General features: G+C 62.3%; 11 protein-coding genes. 6 read left to right on the top strand and 5 right to left on the bottom strand.

Annotated elements, in window-relative coordinates:
• Positions 1-365: 365 nt before the first annotated feature.
• From dnaA to ACK4FZ_RS14105, 4 genes are all read left to right on the top strand, one after another.
• Positions 366-1,820: a chromosomal replication initiator protein DnaA gene (gene dnaA / locus ACK4FZ_RS14120; protein WP_144373401.1), complete on the top strand. Its 1,455-nt coding sequence runs from the start codon at positions 366-368 to the stop codon at positions 1,818-1,820.
• Positions 1,821-1,863: 43 nt separating this feature from the next.
• Positions 1,864-2,970: a DNA polymerase III subunit beta gene (dnaN, locus tag ACK4FZ_RS14115; RefSeq protein WP_409821906.1), complete on the top strand. Its 1,107-nt coding sequence runs from the start codon at positions 1,864-1,866 to the stop codon at positions 2,968-2,970.
• A gap of 108 nt (positions 2,971-3,078) precedes the next feature.
• On the top strand, positions 3,079-5,469 hold the full coding sequence (gyrB, locus tag ACK4FZ_RS14110) for a DNA topoisomerase (ATP-hydrolyzing) subunit B (RefSeq protein ID WP_409821904.1): 2,391 nt from the start codon (positions 3,079-3,081) through the stop codon (positions 5,467-5,469).
• An 82-nt stretch (positions 5,470-5,551) separates the two neighbouring features.
• Positions 5,552-6,388 carry a sce7726 family protein gene (locus ACK4FZ_RS14105; protein WP_409821902.1) on the top strand — a complete coding sequence of 279 codons (837 nt, stop codon included), beginning with the start codon at positions 5,552-5,554 and terminating at the stop codon, positions 6,386-6,388.
• Here the strand turns inward: ACK4FZ_RS14105 and ACK4FZ_RS14100 are convergent.
• Together ACK4FZ_RS14100 and ACK4FZ_RS14095 are read right to left on the bottom strand one after the other, a co-directional pair.
• Complete coding sequence (locus ACK4FZ_RS14100; protein ID WP_409821900.1) at positions 6,355-7,416, bottom strand: beta family protein; 1,062 nt, start codon at positions 7,414-7,416, stop codon at positions 6,355-6,357. The two genes, ACK4FZ_RS14105 and ACK4FZ_RS14100, sit on opposite strands and share 34 nt — an antisense overlap.
• A gap of 202 nt (positions 7,417-7,618) precedes the next feature.
• Positions 7,619-8,665 (bottom strand): DUF3427 domain-containing protein, encoded by a 1,047-nt coding sequence (locus ACK4FZ_RS14095; protein WP_409821898.1) that lies wholly within the window; start codon positions 8,663-8,665, stop codon positions 7,619-7,621.
• A 345-nt stretch (positions 8,666-9,010) separates the two neighbouring features.
• On the opposite strand from ACK4FZ_RS14095, the gene ACK4FZ_RS14090 reads away from it, so the two are divergent.
• Positions 9,011-12,073, top strand: coding sequence for a transglycosylase domain-containing protein (locus tag ACK4FZ_RS14090; protein ID WP_409821896.1), 3,063 nt, complete (start codon positions 9,011-9,013; stop codon positions 12,071-12,073).
• 379 nt (positions 12,074-12,452) lie between these two features.
• Here the strand turns inward: ACK4FZ_RS14090 and ACK4FZ_RS14085 are convergent, their stop codons facing one another.
• Positions 12,453-13,061 carry a LysE family translocator gene (locus tag ACK4FZ_RS14085; RefSeq protein WP_409821894.1) on the bottom strand — a complete coding sequence of 203 codons (609 nt, stop codon included), beginning with the start codon at positions 13,059-13,061 and terminating at the stop codon, positions 12,453-12,455.
• Between the two features lie 184 nt (positions 13,062-13,245).
• Here ACK4FZ_RS14085 and ACK4FZ_RS14080 point away from each other — a divergent pair, with 184 nt between their 5' ends.
• Positions 13,246-13,713: an Lrp/AsnC family transcriptional regulator gene (locus ACK4FZ_RS14080; protein WP_206210818.1), complete on the top strand. Its 468-nt coding sequence runs from the start codon at positions 13,246-13,248 to the stop codon at positions 13,711-13,713.
• A 680-nt stretch (positions 13,714-14,393) separates the two neighbouring features.
• On the opposite strand, the gene ACK4FZ_RS14075 is transcribed toward ACK4FZ_RS14080, so the two are convergent.
• Together ACK4FZ_RS14075 and ACK4FZ_RS14070 are read right to left on the bottom strand one after the other, a co-directional pair.
• On the bottom strand, positions 14,394-15,485 hold the full coding sequence (locus ACK4FZ_RS14075; protein ID WP_409821892.1) for a polyamine ABC transporter substrate-binding protein: 1,092 nt from the start codon (positions 15,483-15,485) through the stop codon (positions 14,394-14,396).
• Between the two features lie 10 nt (positions 15,486-15,495).
• The gene (locus ACK4FZ_RS14070; protein WP_409821890.1) at positions 15,496-16,854 is read right to left on the bottom strand and encodes an NAD(P)/FAD-dependent oxidoreductase; all 1,359 of its coding nucleotides are present in this window, start codon (positions 16,852-16,854) and stop codon (positions 15,496-15,498) included.
• Between the last annotated feature and the right edge of the window lie 23 nt (positions 16,855-16,877).

Raw genomic sequence — 16,877 nt, 5'->3', positions numbered from 1 at the left:
AAACGGAAATAAACGCGTGATTACACAGATAAAGCCATGTTTTGTCAAGCATTGCGTCTTTAAAGGCGGTAGCAGCACCGCCCTGCCCTACGTGCTGACGCATTATAGAGGCAACAAACGCGCCCGTAACGGGCGGCCAACTGCACAAAATGTTTGCAACGCTGTGGATAACTTTGGGCAAAAGCCGTAGAATAGCCGTTTGAAAAAGCTGCCTGCTGCCGTGCCCTGCAAAGCAATCTTGATCTGCACACGGCGCCCTGATGCAGGCCACCCAACCATAACCGCCGGTGTTACTCGCCGCCGGTTCTCCCGCCCCCAAGACCAGTTGTCTCGATTACGGCGGGATTTTGTTTTTAATGACTTTGATGACTGCACCGGAACACTTCTGGCCTACGTGCCTGACGCGTCTGGAGGAAGAACTGTCCTCCCAGCAATTCAATACCTGGATCCGTCCTCTGGCCGCCGAGCCGTCCGAGGAGGCGCTGGTATTGTACGCGCCCAACCGTTTCATCCTGCAGTTCATCAAGGACCGCTTCCTCGCGCGTATTGAAGAGCTGGCCATCGAGCTGCTGGGCGAAATGCCGGTAGAGCTGCGCATTGGCGCGCCGGCGGGCAAAGCCCCGGCGCCGGTTACGCCGCCCAAGGCCACGCCGCGCAGCAACGGCGCCGCGCCGGCCGCTGCGGCCAACGTAGACGTTGGCGACGCTAAACCTGCCGACAGCAAACCGGCCAGCAACCCCAGCGTGGCCACCAGCCCCAAGCAAGCCGCGCTCAAAGCCATTGGCGGCGGTCACGAAAGCACCCGCCTGAACCCGGCGTTCACCTTCGATACGCTGGTGACCGGTAAAGGTAACCAGCTGGCGCGCGCCGCCGCGCTGCAAATTGCCGAAAACCCGGGCGACCCGGCCTACAACCCGCTGTTTGTGTACGGCGGCGTCGGCTTGGGTAAGACCCACTTGATCCAGGCCATCGGTAACCACGTTTACCAGAAGAACCCGCAAGCCAAGATCCGCTACATCCACGCCGAACGCTACGTGGCAGACATCATGCGCGCCTACCAGCACAAGGCGTTTGACGAGTTCAAGCGCTACTACCACAGCCTGGACCTGCTGCTGATCGACGACATCCAGTTCTTTGCCGGCAAGAACCGCACGCAAGAAGAATTCTTCTACGCCTTCAACGCGCTGATCGAGGGCGGCAAGCAGGTGATCATGACCTGCGACAGCTACCCCAAGCAGATCGAAGGCATGGAAGAGCGCCTGATCTCGCGCTTCAGCTGGGGCCTTACCGTCGAGATTCAGCCGCCGGAGCTGGAAATGCGCGTGGCCATCCTGATGAAGAAGGCCGAAGCCGACAACACCAAGCTGGACCACAACGTGGCATTCTTCATTGCCCAGAACGTGCGCAGCAACGTGCGCGAGCTGGAAGGCGCGCTGAAGCGCGTGGTGGCCTACGCCCGCTTTACCAGCCAGCCCATCACCATGGAGCTGGTCAAAGAGGCGCTGAAAGACATTCTGGCCGCCGGCAACCGCCAGGTTACCGTGGACGCCATCCAGAAAACGGTGGCCGAGTACTACAAGATCAAGCTGTCGGACATGCACAGCAAAAAGCGCAGCCGCGACATCGCGCGCCCGCGCCAGGTAGCCATGGCGCTGGCCAAAGAGCTTACCTCGCTGAGCCTGCCCAATATCGGCGATGCCTTCGGCGGCCGCGACCACACCACCGTGCTGCACGCGTGCAAAACCATTGCCGAAATGCGCGGCAGTGACGCCGACATCGCCCACGATTACGATACGCTGCTGTCCATGCTGCGTAACTGAAGCATTTTTTGATAACGACCTGTAACCCACCAGGAGTCCGCACATGCTGATTCTGCAAGCCGAACGCGATGCACTGCTCAAACCCCTGCTGGCTGTCACCGGCATTGTGGAGCGTCGCCACACCCTGCCCATCCTCTCGAACGTACTGATCGAGAAGAAGGCAGATGCGGTGAGCTTTCTGGCTACCGATCTGGAAATCCAGATCACCACCGCCAGCCACGACGACATCGCCGGTGAAGCCTTCCGCCTCACCACCTCGGCCAAGAAGCTGCAGGACATCCTGCGTGCCATCCCCGGTAACGCCACCGTTACCCTGGAACAACAGGACGGCCGCCTTACCCTGAAAGCCGGCAAAAGCCGCTTCAACCTGCAAACGCTGCCGGCAGACGACTTCCCGCTGCTGTCGGCCGCCAGTGCCGCCGAAGCCAGCTTCAGCCTGGCCCAGCGCGACCTGAAGCGCCTGATTGCCCAGGTACAGTACGCCATGGCCGTGCAGGACATTCGCTACTACCTGAACGGCCTGCTGCTGCAAACCGAAGGCAACCAGGTACGCCTGGTCGCCACCGATGGCCACCGCCTGGCCTTTGCCAGTGCCGACATCGACGCCAACCTGGCCAAGAGCGAAGTGATTCTGCCGCGCAAAACCATCCTGGAGCTGTACAAGCTGCTGCAGGACAGCGACGAGCAGATCAACGTAGAGCTGCTGTCCAACCAGGTACGCTTCAGCTTTGGCAGCACCGTCATCATCAGCAAGATCGTGGATGGCAAGTTCCCGGACTACAACCGCGTTATCCCGCTGGACAACAACAACATCTTCCTGCTGGAACGCGTCACCTTCCTGCAGGCCCTGCAGCGTGCGGCCATTCTGGCCAACGAAAAATTCCGCGGCGTGCGCCTGGTGCTGCGCCCGGGTACGCTGTCCATCCTGTGTACCAACAGTGAACAGGAAGAAGCCGAAGAAGAGCTGGAAATCGCCTACCAGGGCGCCTCGCTGGAAATCGGCTTCAACATCAACTACCTGCTGGATGTGCTAACCAACCTGCCGGCCGACACCGTACAGCTCGCCTTTGGCGACGCCGTGCGCGCCGTGCTGGTAACCATCCCCGAGCACGCCACGTTCAAATACGTGGTAATGCCGATGCGCATCTGACACCCGCCTGCCCTGCCCCGCGCAGGGTAAGCGGCTGCGGCCAACCACCCAGGTTGGCCGCAAACAGTGGGGCAACCGCCCCGGACAGAAAGAAACAAGAGTGGGTTTATGAGCGAACAGGAATACGGCGCGGACAGCATCAAGGTACTGAAAGGTCTGGACGCAGTGCGCAAGCGCCCCGGCATGTACATTGGCGACACCCAGGACGGCACCGGCCTGCATCACATGGTGTTCGAAGTACTGGACAACGCCATTGACGAGGCGCTGGCCGGCCATGCCGACACCATCAAGGTCACCATCCATCCGGATCAATCCATCTCGGTGGAAGACAACGGCCGCGGTATCCCTACCGACATTCACCCGGAAGAAGGCCGCTCGGCAGCCGAGGTCATCATGACCATCCTGCACGCCGGCGGTAAGTTCGACAGCAACAGCTACAAGATCTCCGGCGGCCTGCACGGCGTGGGCGTATCGGTAGTGAACGCGCTGTCCGACTGGCTGAAGCTGAAAATCTGGCGTAACGGCCAGGTACACGAAATGGAATTCCGCCGTGGCGAAGCCGTGGCCCCGCTCACCATGACCGGGCACACCACCCACCGTGGTACCGAAGTGACCTTCCGCGCCAGCGAAGAAACCTTCGGCAACGTGGAATACCACTTCGACATCCTGGCCAAGCGCATCCGCGAACTGTCGTTCCTGAACGACGGCGTGGCCATCACCCTGATCGACAAACGCAGCGGCAAAGAAGAAAACTTTGCCTTCAGCGGCGGCGTGGCCGGCTTCGTGCAGTACATGAACCGCAACAAGAACGCGCTGCACCCCAAAGTGTTTTACGGCATTGGCGAAAAAGACGGCATGACCGTCGAAGTAGCCATGCAGTGGAACGACAGCTACCAGGAAAACGTGCAGTGCTTCACCAACAACATTCCGCAGCGCGACGGGGGTAGCCACCTTACCGCCCTGCGCCAGGTGATGACGCGCACCCTGAACGGCTACATCGAAGAAAGCGAAGTGGCCAAAAAAGCCAAGGTGGACACCACCGGCGACGACATGCGCGAAGGCCTGACCTGCGTGCTGTCGGTAAAGCTGCCCGACCCCAAGTTCAGCAGCCAGACCAAAGACAAACTGGTCTCCAGCGAAATCGGCCCCGTGGTGAACGAAGTGATCAGCGAAGCGCTGAAAAACTTCCTGCTGGAAAACCCCAACGAAGCCAAGATCATCACCGGCAAGATCGTGGAAGCCGCCCGCGCCCGTGAAGCCGCGCGCAAAGCCCGCGAAATTACCCGCCGCAAAGGCGTGATGGACGGCCTGGGCCTGCCCGGCAAACTGGCAGACTGCCAGGAAAAAGACCCCGCCATGTCCGAACTGTACCTGGTGGAGGGTGACTCCGCCGGCGGGTCTGCCAAGCAGGGCCGCGACCGCAAGTTCCAGGCCATTCTGCCGCTGAAAGGCAAGATCCTGAACGTGGAACGCGCCCGCTTCGACAAAATGCTGCAAAGCCAGGAAGTGGCCACCCTGATTACCGCCCTGGGCTGCGGCATCGGCAAAGACGAATACAACCCGGACAAGCTGCGCTACCACCGCATCATCATCATGACCGATGCCGACGTGGACGGCGCGCACATCCGCACCCTGCTGCTGACCTTCTTCTACCGCCAGACCCCCGAGCTGGTAGAGCGCGGCCACATCTACATCGCCCAGCCGCCGCTGTACAAGGCCAAGCACGGCAAGCAGGAACGCTACCTGAAGGACGACTACGAGCTGAACCAGTACCTGCTGCAACTGGCACTGGACAAAGCCGAGCTCAGCCCTGCCGCCGGCGAAGCCCCGCTGTCTGGCGACACACTGGGCGAAATTGCCCGCCAGTACCTGCAAGCCCGCGCCGCCATCGACCGCGAAAGCCGCGTAGTAGACCCGCTGGTACTGCACGCGCTGATGAAGGTTGGCCGCATCACCGTGGATAGCGACGCCGCCGCCCGCGACGCCGTACAACGCCTGAGCGCCCACCTGCCGGCCGAGCTGATCAAACTGGACGTGCTGCGCGACGAGAAAAACGACGCCTGGCTGATCAAGATCACCCGCATGCTGCACGGCAACGTGATGGTGACCGCCATCGACCAAACCTTCCTGGACAGCGCCGACTACGACGTACTGGCCAAAACCGGCGACATGCTGCACGGCCTGCTGCGCGACGGCGCCCAGGTAAAACGCGGCGAAACGGTCAAACCGGTAAGCGAATTTGGCGACGCACTGGACTGGCTGCTGGGCGAAACCCGCAAGGGCCTATCCATCCAGCGCTACAAAGGCTTGGGCGAGATGAACCCGGAACAACTGTGGGAAACCACCATGGACCCCACCGTACGCCGCCTGCTGAAAGTGAAAATCGAAGACGCCATGGCCGCCGACGACGTGTTTACCACCCTGATGGGCGACAACGTCGAACCGCGCCGCGCGTTTATCGAGAGCAATGCGTTGATTGCGCGGAATATTGATGTTTAATCCTGTAGGATCCCACGAATATCTAGATATTTCCCACTCTTCTAGATTTTTGGGATTCGGCTCGCTGTACTCAGCTTAGCAAATGGCCTCCAAGTTTGGAGGCCATTTTCATTCCCTACCAGCCGATGGGAAATACAGCCATGGTGGTAGCGGGGCCGCTTATCGGCCGAAGCAGCCATCTGGGTTGGATGCTTTAGCCAGCAGCTTTATGATGTTCACCAGTCATCCGACAGTGGCCACAAAAGCTGGGACATTTCAGCATGAAGACCCAACTCGACATCCTACTTGCGGCACGCTCTGTCCGATTGATCCATGTGTGACATATAATTTGCCAATGAATACGCCAGACCACATTCGCCATCAACTTCGTCAGTGGGTGTTGAATTTCCACCAACACCATCAAAACGATGTGCTGATTGATGAGCTTTGCTTTGTTGAAAAGCGCAATCGTGCCGACCTGGTTCATGCGAATGGCCAACTCACCGCCTACGAGATCAAATCAGCCGCAGACACTATGCAGCGCTGGCCCGATCAACATGAGGCTTACTTGCGGGTATTTGACACTGTTTGGCTGTGCTGCCACAACAAGCACGTGATGAAGGCGCTGGAATTGTCCATGCCCCAGGTTGGCGTAATGATTGTGGATGATCTGGGTGGAATGGCGGTATTGCGTGAGGCGCGTCAGAACAAACTGGTGGATCCATACGATCTGACGGGTTTCTTGTGGCGTGAAGAGCTTGACGAGCTATGCCAAGAGCAAGGACTGCCAGTAATACGTAAGGAACGAATCAGGGAAGCGCGCCGACGCATTGCCGACACACTCCCCATTGAGGCGATTCGTAGCAAGGTGCTGGAACGCCTGAAAATTCGTTACAAGGACAAGGATTACTCCTCGTCCTCCTCTTCTACAACACCATAAGCAGGGGCTCTAAGCACATCTAATTGAGCACAGATGTGCTGATTGATCTTGTAGGCATTCCACTTACCATTGCTGCCATACTGATCACCTGTCGTGGCAATACGCACAATTTCCCTTGTTGCCCAGCAAAATCCCTCCCCATGAAAACTGGCGAGACTGCAGATTTCCTCAGCTAGCGTGACATAGTTTTCAAACTCTTTGTCGCGCCCTAAGCGCTTCTGCCACCACTCCAATGGCAGATAGTAGTTGGCAAATGGGATAATGCTCATGCCTGGTACGAAATCGACATTCGCATTGGGGTCGGTCGCACCATAATCACCATAAACAATGGGCAACCCTTCGAAATGCCGGCGAAGTTGCTGCTGCCAAACAATGTCAGCGCATGGCACCAAGCGCGCAGTGCCATTTACTGGACGATCGACCGGGAACGAAGAGCTAAGCAGAACGATATTGCGTACACCAAGTGCAGCACACTCTTGAATTAACGCGGCAACATCACCTCGCGGCCCGGCATCAGGCACGCCGTTACGTGCAATCGATTCAAAATCCAATACGACGCTGATTTTGCTGGTATCTGGCGCAGTAGCCAGGAGAGATCTGAGCACAGTCACAGCATTAGCCTGAGGCAGGCTGACACGAATGGCAATGTGGCCATAGTCGCGATCTAGCCCGAGCAGAAATTGAGTGATATCCCTAAGACTATCCGTTTCTTGCCATCCAACAACAGGAATCATCTGGTCATTAAGACCTTTGACATAGTCAAACATGGCGCGCTTGCTGGCAAAGTGCGCCTCAGGACTATTCAGCCCATGCTGGAGAATCAACTGGCAATCTTCATCTGCGGCAAAGCGAGAGATGTCAAACATAAAGGAATAGTCACCCCACTGAGATGCAAACCTGTTGATGTGGTTCAGGTTATCTCCACGCAAGTTCAACAACGGAACAATAGCTTGTTTTCGTGGCACCTCCAGATTGGTCAAGGCTTGGATGTCGAACTGCGCAACTCGAGCACTAACAACGTATTCCATAAAACACTCCACACGAGGAAAGGAAATGACATTGTTGTACTCTTCTCTCTAGGAAAATTTGACCTATGACATTAAATTACTCAATGGTATCACTCTGCTGCTTTCGTACCGCCAGCAGGGCTGCAATTTTTTGATGCGCTTATCGGCCAATTCTGGACAAAAGCAACTGAATCGCCCCCACTTTTATAGACACATCAAAACCTCACCCCACCCTCGCCCTAAAACTCACCGCTTCTAACTGACAGTGCTGCCCCACCGGCCCCGGCAGTTCAAAAAACTGCACGCTGTCGGCATCTTCACTTAGCCCATACACGCGGTACAGCACGTAGGCGTCGGGGTGTTCGCTGGACACGTTTACCTCGTTGGCCGAAATATAAAACGGCGTGTCGGCCGGGCCTTGGGTGGTTTTTACTTCGATCAATTTGGCGCGGCCGTCTGGGTAAAACGACGCAATGTCGTAGCCGGCGGCCGCGTTGTGTAGTGCCACATGCTTTACTTGCGCGGCCAACTTAGCGTGGCCTTGTTGCTGTAGCTGGGCGATTTCGTATTGCAGTACCAGCCGTTCACCGCGCAGGCCTAGGTCGCGGTTGCGTTGGTCGCGGGCGGCCCAGTCGATGTTGGCCGCAGCGTGCTTGGCTTTGCCGCGCTTAGGTGCAGGGTTGACCGCAGGGGGGTCTACCCGCTGCAATGGCGGCAGCGGCTTGGCCGGGGTGGGCTGGTACAGCGGGTTCAGCGCGGCGCGGTACGGCAGCGCCATGTCGGTCAGCTGCTGGGGGCTAAGGTCCCAATGCAGGATTTGCCAAACAAAGTGCACCGGGTTTTGTTTGCTGGGGTGGTGGTCGTGGTAGGCCAGCACGCCCATATAGGCGTATTGGTCGTGACGGTTGCCACGCAAAAATAGGTGGATAGCGCGCTGCGCCGGGTCGTGTTGCAGCAGCTGCTGGATAAGCGGCGAGGCAAAGTCGTGGCGGCTTTGCGATTCCCAAATCAGGTAGCCGTCTGCGGTAATGGCGTCTTGGTAGGGGTTGCCGTCGGTGGGCGGGCCTAGCGTCACCAAAAACACAAACTGGCCGCTGTTTTTGGGCGTTTCCACAATGCCGGGTATGCCCCAGCGCCCGGCGCCGGGGCTAAAGCTGCAGCCCGGCTCAAACAGCTGCGAGATGTCGTAACGGCTATAGCGCTGGTAACGCCTAAGTTGCTGAATATTGCCACTGTAGCCGGTGAGGTGGACCTGATCGTTGCTTGCCATCTGCGTATTTCAATAAATTTTTTGCCAGCTTATGGCATGAAATCTATTGATGCAATACGTATATCAATAATGGAAGTTTATTGGATTGTGACGCAGGTGCGGCGCTAAGTGCTTGTTTAGATAAGGTTGGCCGCAACGCGCCTCACACCCAGCCCCTCTCCCACAGGGCGAGGGGTGTAACTACCCCCGCCCCCACCATGCTTGCAATAAAAAGCGCTGCACCGCTGGCGGGCTGGCTATGCTTCGAAATAGGCAGCCCCATGCGATAGCCAACGTGCCAATACTGCACAACCTTGGTGCTGCCTTTACTGTCTGATGCCGTGTTCGTTGATAAGGGGCAACGTCATGGAAAATTCGGAAGCCAAAATCAAGCCGCTGTTGCAGGTATCGGGGGTGCGGGTGCTGCAGGGTGCCGTGCTGCTGTTGCTGGTGGGCGGGGTGGCCACCTGGTGGCTGCTGGACGAGCTGGAACACTCTCGGCTGCAGGCGCGCTACTTTGCCGGCGTGGCGCGCGACGCTACCTACAGCGTGCAGCCGGGGCCCAGCCAGGCCATTCGCTACCCGCAGCCGGGCGGGCCGTACGATGTGCGGCTGGGCTACGCGCAGCTGCCGCAGTACGTGCAGCGGCTGCAGCAGCGCGGCTACCAGGTGCATAGCCAGGCGGTGCAATCGCAGCCAATGCTGGCGCTGGCCGATCATGGCATTACCGCGCCGCTGCTGCCGCTGGGGCTGTTTGTGCCCTACGCCGAAAAAGACCAGGCCGGGCTGACGCTGGCCGACAGCCGCGGCCAACCTTTGTACCAGTCGCGCTTTCCGCAGCGGGTGTATGCCGACTTTGCCGCGCTGCCGCCGTTGCTGGTAGACAGCCTGCTGTATATCGAAAACCGCACCCTGCTGCAGCAGGAAAGCCCCACCCGCAACCCCACGGTGGAGTGGAGCCGGCTGGGCAAAGCCGTGTTCGATAAGGCCACCCACGTATTCAGCCCCGGCTACCGCCCGGCCGGCGCCAGCACGCTGGCCACGCAGATCGAAAAATACCGCCACTCGCCCGGCGGCCGCACCGCGTCCGAGCAGGAAAAACTGCGCCAGATGCTATCGGCCTCGGTGCGCGCCTATCGCTTTGGCGAAGACACCCTCACCGCCCGCCGCCAGCTGGTGCTGCGCTACCTCAACACGGTGCCGTTGGCCGCACGGCCGGGCATAGGCGAAATCGCCGGCATTGGCGACGGCATGTGGGCGTGGTACGGCCGCAGCTTTGGCGAGGTAAACCGGGCGCTGGCGGCGCAGTCGCCAGTGCCGCTGGCCGAGCGCGCCGCGGTGTTCAAAGAGGCACTTAGCCTGATGATTGCGCAGCGCAGCCCGTCGTATTACCTGAACGAAGACATTGCCGTGCTGCAGGCACTTACCGACAGCTACCTGCGGCTGATGGCGCGCGACGGGCTGATCTCGCCGCCACTGTTGCAGGCCGCGCTGGCGGTATCGCTACAACAGGAACGCGCCCGCGCCCCGCGTCGGGCCGTCGCCCCGGCGCAGGTAAAAGGCAGCAACGCGGTGCGCGTCAAGCTGGCCAGCCTGCTGGGCGTGCCACGCATGTACGAGCTGGACCAACTGGACCTGAACGCCCACAGCACGCTGGACGCCACGCTGCAGCGCCAGATAACCGCCGTGCTACAAGGCCTGCGCCAGCCGGACGCCGCCCGCGCCGCCGGGCTGATGGACGAACGCCTGCTGCAACAAGGCGCGCCGCAGGGCGTGACCTACAGCTTTACCCTGCTAGAGCGCACCCCCGGCGGCAACAAGGTGCGGGTACAGGCCGACAACTTCGACCAGCCGCTGGACATCAACGAAGGCGTCAAGCTGGACCTGGGCTCCACCGCCAAGCTGCGCACGCTGGTCACCTACCTGGCGGTGATCAGCGAGCTACACCAGCACTACGCCGCGCAAGACAAAACGGCGCTGGGCAAAGCCCTGCAGCAAGACAACCTGCCCGTGCTGACGCGCTGGGCCATTACCTACCTGCGCCAGCAAGACGACCGCAGCCTCAAAGCCATGCTGCAAGCCGCCATGGCGCGGCAGTATTCCGCCAGCCCCGCCGAGCAGTTCTTTACCGGCGGCGGCCTGCACACCTTCAACAACTTCGACAAACAGGATAACGGCAAGGTGATGTCGGTTACCGAGGCCACGCAGCGCTCGGTCAACCTGGTGTACGTGCGGCTGATGCGCGACGTGGTGCGCTACTACATGGCGCCGGTAGACGGCAGCGCCCAGCCCGCCGACGACCTTACCTACCTGCGCCGCTTTGCCGACCGCGAAGGGCGCACCTTCCTGGCCCGCTTCTATAACCAGTACCGCCACAAAACGCTGGCCGAGGTAGACCAGCTGCTGGGCCAGCGCGCCGCCGGCCGCGCCAAACGGCTGGCCATCATCCACCGCAGCATCCTGCCGCAAGCCAGCCAGGCGGAATACCTGGCGTTTATCGCCCAGCACGCCGGCAACGCCGCCAGCGCCGACGAAAAAACCCTGCTGCGCCTGTACGCCGACTACGCCCCCGGGAAGCTTAGCCTGGCCGACCGCGCCTATCTGGCCGGCGTGCACCCGCTGGAACTGTGGCTGGTGGCCTACTGGCACGCCCACCCCGGCGCCGGCTGGGCCGAGCTGGTAAAAGCCAGCACCGACGTGCGGCAAGAGGTGTATGGCTGGCTGTTCAAAAGCCACGCCAAAGGCGGCCAGGCCTCGCGCATCCGCCAGATGAAAGAGGTAGACGCCTTTGCCCGCGTACACCAGCAATGGCGGCAGATGGGCTACCCGTTCGACACGCTGGTGCCGTCCTACGCCACCGCGCTGGGCGCCAGCGCCGACCGCCCGGCCGCGCTGGCCGAGCTGATGGGCATCCTGTCGGCAGACGGCCGCCACCTGCCTACCGTCTACCTGGACCAGCTGCAGTTTGCCGCCGGCACCCCGTACGAAACCACGCTGCAACAGCGGCCGGCAGCGGGCAAACAGGTGCTGCCGCCCGAGGTGGCGCAAGTGGTGCGCGACGCGCTACAGCAAGTGGTAGAGCAAGGCACTGCCCGCCGCGTCAACGGCGCCTTCGACCTGGCCGACGGCAGCCACATCGTCATCGGCGGCAAAACCGGCACCGGCGACCACCGCTTCAAAACCTTCGCCAAAGGTGGCGCGCAAACCGGCGAACGCGTGGTCAGCCGCGCCGGCGCCTTTGCCTTCTACCTGGGCGACCGCTACTTCGGCACCATGGTGGCCTACGTGGCCGGCGAGCAAGCCGGCAGCTACAAGTTCACCAGCGCGCTGCCGGTGCAGATCCTGAAAACCATCGCCCCCACGCTGCAGCAGCACCTCACCTTCACCCCGGCGCCGGGCGACAGCGCAATGCGGCCAACCTCGCGCTAGCACCTGCGCTTGCTTGCGCCAGCAGTGGCCGCTGCGCACCCTCACCCCCAGCCCCTCTCCCATAGGGCGAGGGGAGAAACACCCCGCACGGCACCTTGCCACCTTGGCCGCAGCACGCCACCCACCAGCTCAAGCACCCCCACCGCACCAACGCAGCATTCCCCTCTCCCTCGGGGAGAGGGGCTAGGGGTGAGGGCTACTGATCAACATAGCTTGCGGCCAACCTTGGCTGGCCTAGCACGGCGCCTTGGCCGCAACACCCCTCCCAGCAGCCCAAGCACCACCACCGCAGCAACGCAGCATTCCCCTCTCCCTCGGGGAGAGGGGCCAGGGGTGAGGGCTGCGACCAACCCAAGTTAGCGGCCAACCCCGCCAACCACTACGCCGCCAGCTTGCCTGCGGCCAGCAACAGCAGGCTGCCGGCGCTCGCCTCTGCCAGCCGGCGCTTGCGGTCGCTAATACCACCGCGTTGCGCCAGCCGCGCCGCGCTGTGGCCAATCAAGCCGTACACCACCGCACAGCTGCCGATGAAGATGGACGACAACAGCAGCGCCTGCAGCGCCACCGCCTCGCCCGGCTGGATGAAGTTGGGCAGGATGGACAAATAGATCAGCAAGCCCTTGGGGTTGAGCAGGCTGGTGATGAAACCACGCACAAACAGCCGCTGCGTGGCCGCCCCTTGCAACGCCAGCGCGCCCGGTTGCATGGCCGAGCGGAACATCTGCACCGCCAGATACAGCAGGTACGCCAAGCCCGCCCAGCGGATGGCGTGGAATAGCGGCGGCCAGGCGGTAATCAGCGCGGCAATGCCGAACGCCGCCAGCAAGGCGTGCACGCAATAACCGCTGAGGATGCCGGCGTTGGCACGCCACACCGCCCCGCGCCCGCCCGTTAGCCCCTGCGACGCCACAAACAGGATGTCGGGGCCGGGGGTACACACCAGCGGGAAGACGGTCAGGCCGAACAGCAACAGGGTTTGGGCAGTCATGGCGGGCTCCTTTCGCAGCAAAAAAGCTGCTGCCACCCGCGCCGCAGCCGGGGGAAACGGCGGTGCAACACGGGGGCAGCAGGTAGCAAAAGTGTAAGCAAATGCCGTTCGAATGAGCTTGCAAACTGCGCGCCATTTGCCGCCATAATGCAATGCTGTTTCACAAAACTGCGAGGTGTTGAAATTGGATGCGATCAAGCTGGATAACCTTGACCGGCGCATCCTGCAGGCGCTGCAACGCGACGGCCGCCTGCAGAACGTAGAGCTGGCGCGGGAAGTGGGGCTGTCGCCGTCCAGCTGCCTGCGCCGCGTGCGCCTGCTGGAAGAAGCCGGGGTGATCAGCCGCTACGTGGCGGTGCTGGACGGCAGCAAGGTGGGCGCCGGGCTGACGCTGTTCGCCCGCGTGTGGTTGAAGGCGCAAGACGCCGACACTACCAACCACTTCATCCAGGCGGTGCGCGACATGCCGCAGGTGGTGGAATGCCACGTGATGGCCGGCGAATGCGACATGCTGCTGCGCATTGTCACCACCGACCTGGCGTCGTACCGCCACTTCCACGCTCACGAGCTGACGCGTATTGCCAGCGTGCAAAGCGTGAAAACCGAAGTGCCGATGGAAACCGCCAAACTCACCCACGCGCTGCCGTTATAAGGTTGGCCGCAGGTATCGGCCGTGGTGGCGTCTGGCCGCCAGCGGATGCGGCACGGCGCATGAACAGCGGCGGTCTATACAAGGCAAGGTTGGCCGCCGCACACCCTCACCCCCAGCCGCTCTCCCGCAGGGTGAGGGGGGGCACACCAACCCGCAGCACCGGGCGTGCGGACACAAGCTCGACCAGCACGCCTCCAACGCACCGCTACAGCATTCCCCTCTCCCTCGGGGAGAGGGGCCAGGGGTGAGGGTTGCCTTGCCGTTAAACCCGGCTTGCGGCCTAATGCCAGTCAGTTAAGCGAATATGCTTGGCCTTCAAGCAGGAGGGTGTGAGTGCAGCGCCTCATCCCGTTGGCGCGAGCCGGTCAAAATGGTGCGCCCCAGGTTTTAAGACGCCGATTTGTTTGAGCCCCGAGCCGTTAGCGAGGGGCGAGTTCGGCGGCGCCTGGGGCGTGCCATTTTGGACGGGGTTTCGAGCAGCCCCGGGTTGCGGGGGAATGAAAAGGGGGCGGCAATCCGCCCCCTTTCCCGTCTGCCGGGCGGAACCGGCATTTAATCATCGTCCGCATAGCGGACACACTAGCCTACCTCAACGCAACAAACCCCTAACCAAAAAAACGCCAGTCAGAGTTAACTGACTGGCATTGAGCTTGCGGCCCACCTTTGCCGGCCTGGCATGGCTAACGCCCGCTGCGCAGCTTCTGCCAGATGCGGGTGTAGCCGCTGATGGTTTTGGCGTCTTGCGTCAGCGATACAAAGCTGCCTTGCAGGTCGGCCGCTTGCGGGAAGATGGTGCGGTTGTTGACCAGCGCCGGTTTCATGTACGGGCGGGCGGCCAGCACAGCGGTGGCGTAGGCCACGTGGTTGGCGTTGGCGGCGGCGGTTTTCGGCTCCAGCATGGCGTTGATGTAGGCGTGGGCGTTGTCAACGTTGGCCGCGTCACGCGGAATAGCCCACATGTCTACCCACAGGTCCACGCCGGGCGGGATCAGCGCCTGGATCTTCACCCCGTTGCGCGCTTCTTCGGCGCGCTGGCGCGCCAGGTTGAAGTCGCCGTTGTAGCCCATGGCCACGCACAGGTCACCGCTGGCCATCTGGTTGTAGTAGCCGGACGAGGAAAACACCTTGTAGTACGGGCGTACCGCTTTGAGCTTGTCGGCCACCGCCTGGTAGTCGGTCAGCTTGTTGCTGTTGGGGTCGAAGCCGAAGTAATGCAGCGCGCCGGGGAAGAACTCGCTGGGCGAGTCCAGCACGCTGATGCCGCAGCCTTGCAGCTTGGCGGCGTATTCCGGCTTGAAGATCAGGTCCCACGGGTTGGCCGGCAGCTTGCCGCCCAGCGCCTTGTTCACCTTGTCCACGTTGATGCCCACCGTATTGAAGCCCCAGTAGTTGGGCACGCCGTAGCGCTGGCCGGGGTCGAACTGCTCGACGATCTTCAGGATGGCCGGGTCCAGGTACTTGAGGTTGGGCAGCTTGGCTTTGTCCAGCGGCAGGAACAGCCCGCCACGGATGCCCAGCGCCAGCGTGTTGTGCGAGGGCACCACCACGTCGTAGCCGCTTTTGCCGGTCATCAGCTTGGCACGCAGGATCTCGTTGCTGTCGAACACGTCGTAGCGCACCTTGATGCCGGTGGCGCGGCTGAAGTTGGCATTGGTGCTGTCGGCTACGTAGTCGGTCCAGTTGTAGACGTTCACCACACCGGCGGCGTGGCTGGCCAGGCTGGCAGCCGCCAGCGCGATGGCCAACAGCGGGCGGTAGATCGATGCAGTCATGCGGGGCTCCTTAATCGGGTTCACTGAAACGGTCGCGCCAGGCGTAACCGGTGTAAGCAAGACGCAGACCCAGCCTCTGCCACGCCTGCCACGGCGGCAGCCGCGGCGCCAGGCCGTGCATGGCGCAGGCGGCTTCGCTGGCGCTGGGTGGCTGGCCGGCCATGGCCCGCGCCAGCGCCCGCCCCAGCCACGGCATGGTGCTGACGCCGCTGCCAAAGCAGCCGGCGGCGTACCACACGCCGGGCAGGCCGGGCAGCGGGCCGTATTGCGGCAGCAGGCGGCGGTTGACGGCGATCAGCCCGCGCCAGAAGTAATCGATGTCCACCCCGGCCCAGGCCGGAAAGCGTGCGGCCAACTGTGCCTGCAAGGCGGCGCGCTGGCGCTGGCCGCTGGCGTCGTCGCCGCACAGGTCGCCACGGGCGCCAAACAGCAGGCGGCCGTCGGGCAGCCGGCGCCAGTAGCTCAGCAGGTGGCGGGTGTCGAACATCGGCGTGGCCGTATGGTAGGCGTAGGCGCCCCACTCTGCGTCGCTCAGCGGGCGGGTAACGATGATGTTGGAGATCACCGGCAGCGTGCGGTGGCGCAGCACCGGCGGCAGCCAGGCCGGCAGGTAGCCGTTGGTGGCCAGCAGCAGCTGGCGCGCGTGCACCACGCTGTCTGCCGCTTGCAGCGTGTGGCCGCCGCCGTGCGGCTGCCAGGCGTGCACGGCTTGCTGCGGCAGCAAGATGGCACCGTGGCGCTGCGCGGCCTGCGCCAGGCCGCTGGCCAGTGCCAGCGGGTTCAGGCCACCACCATGCAGGATGTGCAGCGCGCCGTACTGCGCCTCCCCCGCGTGGCCGCAGCCGGCAAACTCGGCCCGCGTCAGCAGCCGGCTGGCCACTGGCGTGTGCCGCTGCCAGGCGTGGTGTTCGGCCTGCAGGCCCGCCCACGCGGCCGGGCTGTGCGCCACCACGTAGCTGCCTTCGCCACAGGACTGGGTGGCGATGCCCTCTGTTGCCGCCAGGCTGGCCACCAGCTGCAGCGCCTCCTGCTGCGCAGCCATGAAGCCGGCGGCACCAGCCTCGCCCAGCGCCCGTTGCAGGCCGATGTAGTCGTGCTTGGTGGCGGGCAGCGTGTTGAAGCCGGCGTTACGGCCGGAGGCGCCCCAGCCAATGTCGCCTGCCTCCAGCACCGCCACGCGGGCGCCGTGGTCGCGTGCCAGGTGCAGCGCCGCCGACAGCCCGCAGTAGCCGCCGCCCACGATCGCCACATCCACCGTGTGCTCGCCGCTGCCGGGTGCCAGGGTTGGCCGCGGCGTGGTGGCGTGCCAGTAGCTGGGCGGGGTGTGCTGCGGGCGGTACTGGTCGGCGTGGTAGAAAGGCTGGTACATGGCGGCTCCACAAGTATGGCCAC

It is taken from the genome of Vogesella sp., from assembly GCF_046297735.1.
In the GTDB taxonomy this organism is placed as follows: domain Bacteria; phylum Pseudomonadota; class Gammaproteobacteria; order Burkholderiales; family Chromobacteriaceae; genus Vogesella; species Vogesella urethralis.
Note: the sequence above shows the minus strand (reverse complement) of the source record. Positions and strands in the feature narration are given on the sequence as shown.

Coding starts and splice junctions, on each gene's coding strand:
- dnaA (WP_144373401.1), top strand. CDS start 366: ATGACTGCACCGGAACACTTCTGGCCTACGTGCCTGACGCGTCTGGAG.
- dnaN (WP_409821906.1), top strand. CDS start 1,864: ATGCTGATTCTGCAAGCCGAACGCGATGCACTGCTCAAACCCCTGCTG.
- gyrB (WP_409821904.1), top strand. CDS start 3,079: ATGAGCGAACAGGAATACGGCGCGGACAGCATCAAGGTACTGAAAGGT.
- ACK4FZ_RS14105 (WP_409821902.1), top strand. CDS start 5,552: ATGGCCTCCAAGTTTGGAGGCCATTTTCATTCCCTACCAGCCGATGGG.
- ACK4FZ_RS14100 (WP_409821900.1), bottom strand. CDS start 7,416: ATGGAATACGTTGTTAGTGCTCGAGTTGCGCAGTTCGACATCCAAGCC.
- ACK4FZ_RS14095 (WP_409821898.1), bottom strand. CDS start 8,665: ATGGCAAGCAACGATCAGGTCCACCTCACCGGCTACAGTGGCAATATT.
- ACK4FZ_RS14090 (WP_409821896.1), top strand. CDS start 9,011: ATGGAAAATTCGGAAGCCAAAATCAAGCCGCTGTTGCAGGTATCGGGG.
- ACK4FZ_RS14085 (WP_409821894.1), bottom strand. CDS start 13,061: ATGACTGCCCAAACCCTGTTGCTGTTCGGCCTGACCGTCTTCCCGCTG.
- ACK4FZ_RS14075 (WP_409821892.1), bottom strand. CDS start 15,485: ATGACTGCATCGATCTACCGCCCGCTGTTGGCCATCGCGCTGGCGGCT.
- ACK4FZ_RS14070 (WP_409821890.1), bottom strand. CDS start 16,854: ATGTACCAGCCTTTCTACCACGCCGACCAGTACCGCCCGCAGCACACC.